The 4,572-nt window shown below is 42.8% G+C and carries 4 protein-coding genes; 3 read left to right on the forward strand and 1 reads right to left on the reverse strand.

What is annotated here, in order from left to right; translation table 11 throughout:
• The 3 genes from PX481_RS08720 to ppsA all read left to right on the forward strand — a co-directional run.
• The coding region (locus tag PX481_RS08720) for a M16 family metallopeptidase (protein ID WP_288094410.1) at window positions 1–877 on the forward strand (877 nt) is incomplete at its 5' end.
• A gap of 73 nt (window positions 878–950) precedes the next feature.
• Window positions 951–1,205, forward strand: a complete 255-nt coding sequence (locus tag PX481_RS08725; protein ID WP_002757721.1) for a UPF0175 family protein — start codon at window positions 951–953, stop codon at window positions 1,203–1,205.
• A 349-nt stretch (window positions 1,206–1,554) separates the two neighbouring features.
• A complete protein-coding gene (gene ppsA / locus PX481_RS08730; RefSeq protein WP_002757719.1) occupies window positions 1,555–3,996 on the forward strand; it encodes a phosphoenolpyruvate synthase in 2,442 nt (813 codons plus the stop codon).
• Window positions 3,997–4,142: 146 nt separating this feature from the next.
• Here ppsA and PX481_RS08735 read toward each other — a convergent pair.
• Window positions 4,143–4,572 (reverse strand): Uma2 family endonuclease (locus tag PX481_RS08735; RefSeq protein WP_288094413.1); only part of this gene is annotated, 430 nt, incomplete at its 5' end.

Genomic DNA, 4,572 nt, shown 5'->3' on the forward strand with positions numbered 1-4,572 from the left:
AAAGCTAGTCTATGGTGATAATAGCCCCTACGCTCGTACTGTAGAATATAGCACTTTAGCTAATATTGACCGTCAGGATTTAATCGATTTTTATCGTACCTATGTCCGTCCCGACCAAATAATTTTAGGAATTGTCGGTGATTTTGATTCTCAGTCGATGAAAGCATTAATCAATAAGACTTTTGGCGATTGGAAAAATCCCGCCACTGCCACTAAAATTGTCACCCCTTCGGCAACCCAAAAAAATCTTCAAGGTGTCTTTGTCGTCAATCAACCCCAATTAACCCAGAGTAGCGTTTTATTAGGTCATCTTGGTGGTCGTTTGGATAGTCCCGACTATCCCGCTTTAACGGTATTAAATGAGATTTTAAGCGGTTTTGGTGGTCGTTTATTTAATGAAGTGCGCTCCCGTCAAGGATTAGCTTATTCTGTCTATGGTATCTGGAATAGTCGTTATGATTATCCTGGTTTATTTATTGCCGGAGGTCAAACTCGCACCGATGCTACCGTGCCTTTTATTAAGGCAATTTTAGGCGAAATCGAGCGCCTTCGCAATCAACCCGTTACTGCCAAAGAATTGGAAGATGCTAAAAATGCTATTCTCAATTCTTTTGTTTTTAAGTTTGAGAAACCTGGTCAGAATTTATCGCGATTGATGACCTATGAATACTATGGTTATCCCCAAGATTTTATCTTCCGTTATCAACAAGCGGTAAAAGGGGTGACAATTGCCGATATTCAACGAGTGGCCCAACAATATCTGCAACCGAATCAAATTGTGACTCTTGTGGTGGGTAATGAACAGGAAATTCAACCTCCCTTATCCAGTTTGGGAACTACGGTTAAAACTGTTGATGTCACCATCACACAAATATAAATAAATCTAGGTTGGATGGAGCTAAACTAGGTGAAATCCAACCTAGAAAAATGGGACAAATATAGCACGATATATGACTTTACAACTCACCATAAATTATCCTGAAAATTTACCCGACTTTCTTCAAAAAAACCGCGAGGAATTCGAGAGAGAAGCAACTTGGGCTATGGTAGTAAAACTCTTTGAGATGAAACGTATTTCATCGGGTATGGCTGCCAATTTATTAGGAGTGGATAGGGTTAATTTTTTATTGAGATTGACCGATTTTGGCGTAGGGATGATTGACTTAACAGAAGAAGAACTATTATCAGACTTTGAAAATGCCTAAAGCTAAATTACAGCCCTTCTCATAAAAAAAGTCTAACCTAATTTGGTATTGACTCCTGACTGCTGACGACCGACTCCCCAAAACGAAAACTTCCTATCTCACCATTGAGATAACTGCTGTAACTATTTTGAGATAACTAAGGCTATCATTGAGGAAAGTTACTGTTGAGACTCCTGATTAGTTTGTTAATTTTTGTGTTAAGTAGCTAGACAATTAAACCCTTTAGAGATAGGGTGATCGTAGCTGAGTTTGCTATTATATAGTTTTGTAAATAAATATCAAACTCAAGGGTTTTTGAAGATGGTATGTCGCTAAACTGAAAGTATAAAGTACAGAGGTAAAAATACTTATGATGCTACTACAAGATGTTGCGAGAACCTCTAGAGAACAAGCATTAATTCTGTGGTTTGAAGAAGTAGACAGCAAAGATGTAGGATTAGTCGGCGGCAAAAACTCCTCCTTAGGCGAAATGATCCAACAATTAACCCCGAAAGGGATTAATGTCCCCACAGGATTCGCCACCACCGCTTACGCTTACCGTCACTTTGTCGAAAAAGCCGGACTAGACGCACAATTAAGACAAATTTTCCAAGATTTAGACGAAAACGATGTCCAAAACTTGCAAGAAAAAGGTAAACAAGCACGCACATTAATTCTCAATACACCGTTCCCCGATGATTTAAGTCATGCGATCGCTATTGCCTATCGCCGACTCTGTGAACGTTATGGCGATGATCTCTATCATTCCATAGATGTGGCCGTTCGCTCAAGCGCCACTGCCGAAGACTTACCAGAAGCGAGTTTTGCCGGACAACAGGAAACCTATCTCAACGTGCAAGGGGTAAGGGGAGTTTTAGAAGCTTGCCATAAATGTTTTGCCTCTTTATTCACCGATCGCGCTATTTCCTACCGTCATCATAACGGTTTCGATCACTTTGCCGTCGCCCTTTCCGTCGGTGTCCAAAAAATGGTGCGTTCAGATCTAGCCACCTCCGGGGTGATGTTTTCCATCGATACGGAAACAGGGTTCAAAAATGCCACTTTAATCACCGCAGCCTACGGTTTAGGGGAAAATGTCGTGCAAGGAGCCGTTAACCCCGACGAATATCTGGTTTTTAAACCCACTCTTAAAAACGGTTACAAACCCATCCTCGACAAACGCCTCGGCAGTAAAGCCATCAAGATGATCTACGATGATGGAGGATCGCGTCTAACCAAGAATATCCGAGTTAACAAGCTAGAACAGGATCAATTCTGCATTAGTGACCAAGAAATCCTCACTTTAGCCCGTTGGACGACCCAAATCGAGGAACATTACTCGCAAGTGCGCGGAACCTACACCCCCATGGACATCGAATGGGCAAAAGATGGGATCACGGGAGAACTCTTTATCGTTCAGGCGCGCCCAGAAACCGTACAATCGCAAAAAGCAGCTAATATCCTTAAATCCTACGAAATTAAAGAAAGAAGTCAAGTTTTAGCGGTGGGACGGAGTGTAGGTGCGGCAATCGGTCAAGGAAAAGCCAGAGTCATCCTCAGTGTCGATAAAATCAACAACTTTAAACCGGGAGAAGTTCTCGTCACCAATCGCACGGATCCCGACTGGGAACCGATTATGAAACAAGCAAGCGCGATCGTTACTAATCAGGGTGGTCGTACTTGCCATGCCGCTATTATCGCGCGAGAAATGGGCATTCCGGCGATCGTGGGTTGCAATAATGCCACGGAAACGATTAAAACCGGTCAGGAAGTCACCGTTTGCTGTGCGGAAGGGGATGAAGGGAAAGTTTACCTCGGATTGCTACCCTTTGAAATTCTTGAAACTCCCCTGGACAATTTGCCCCAAACTCGGACAAAAATCCTCATGAATATCGGTAATCCCGAAAAAGCCTTCGCTTTTGCCGATATTCCTGCCCAAGGGGTCGGTTTAGCGCGTCTAGAGTTTATTATCGCTAACCATATTCAGGCCCACCCCAGCGCCTTGCTGAAATTCCACGAATTGGAAGAAGGAGACGTAAAAGACCAAATCGCCGAATTAACCAAACACTACGAGGATAAACCCCAATTTTTCGTCGATAAATTGGCCCGGGGAATTGCCATGATTGCAGCCGCATTCTACCCCAAAGATGTAATTGTGCGGATGTCCGATTTTAAATCCAATGAATACGCTAATTTATTGGGTGGCAAACCCTTTGAACCCAAGGAAGAAAACCCGATGATCGGTTGGCGCGGCGCTTCCCGTTATACTGATCCTAATTATCGCGAGGCTTTCGCTTTGGAATGTCGGGCGCTGAAAATGGTCCGGGAAGAAATGGGATTAACTAATGTGATTCCGATGATTCCTTTCTGTCGTACCCCCGAAGAAGGGATGAGAGTCCTCGAAGAAATGGCGAAAAATGGTCTCGAACGCGGGGTTAATGGTTTGCAAGTTTATGTGATGTGTGAGTTACCAAGTAATGTAATTCTTGCCGACCAATTTGCTCAGGTGTTTGACGGATTTTCGATCGGTTCTAATGATTTGACCCAATTAACCTTAGGATTAGATCGGGATTCTGCCCTAGTTGCCCATCTTTTTGATGAACGGCATGAGGGAGTTAAACGCATGGTGAAAATGGCCATTGAAACCGCTAAAGCCCATAATCGCAAAATCGGTATCTGTGGTCAAGCCCCCAGTGATTACCCCGAATTTGCTCAATTTTTAGTGGAATTAGGCATCGATTCTATCAGTCTTAATCCTGATTCTGTCCTCAAGACTTTATTGATGGTGGCAGCAGTGGAGCAAGGACAATAGTTTAGTGATAAAGGTGGGACTTGCCCACCTTTTTTTGTACTAAGCCAACTAACTTCATCATACTGAAAATACATATAGCCCACTATGGCTATTTTTTAGTTGTCTCTTAACAAAGATTAACTTTAAACTGCGATCAAGAGATAAACTTAGATTTCGTCAGGATTAAGGCCTAATTCCCGCAGTTTATTGGCTAATCGTTCCGCTCGTTGTTTTTCCTGATTATAGCTAGTGAAAGCTTGTCCATCGGGATAAAAAAGCAACATTTCCGGTTCTCCTAACTGAAAACGTATTCCTAAACGGGGACTAACCCAATTATCGAGAGTTTCTAGAATTTCTAGCTGATTTTCGCCTCTTATCCAAGCACTGGCATCGTTTTTATGGGGATCATAAAGATAATATTCCTCGACCCCATAACGCTGATAAAATAGCTGTTTTTTGGCCATTTCCGTGAGGGTGTTACCCGGAGAGAGGATTTCAAAAACCACCTGGGGACTAATATTATTTTCGAGCCATTGTCGATAGGAACCCCTTTCCCCTTTTGGTCTCCCAAAAACCACCATGATATCCGGTGCTTGA

It is taken from the genome of Microcystis sp. M53603_WE2 (genome assembly GCF_030065435.1).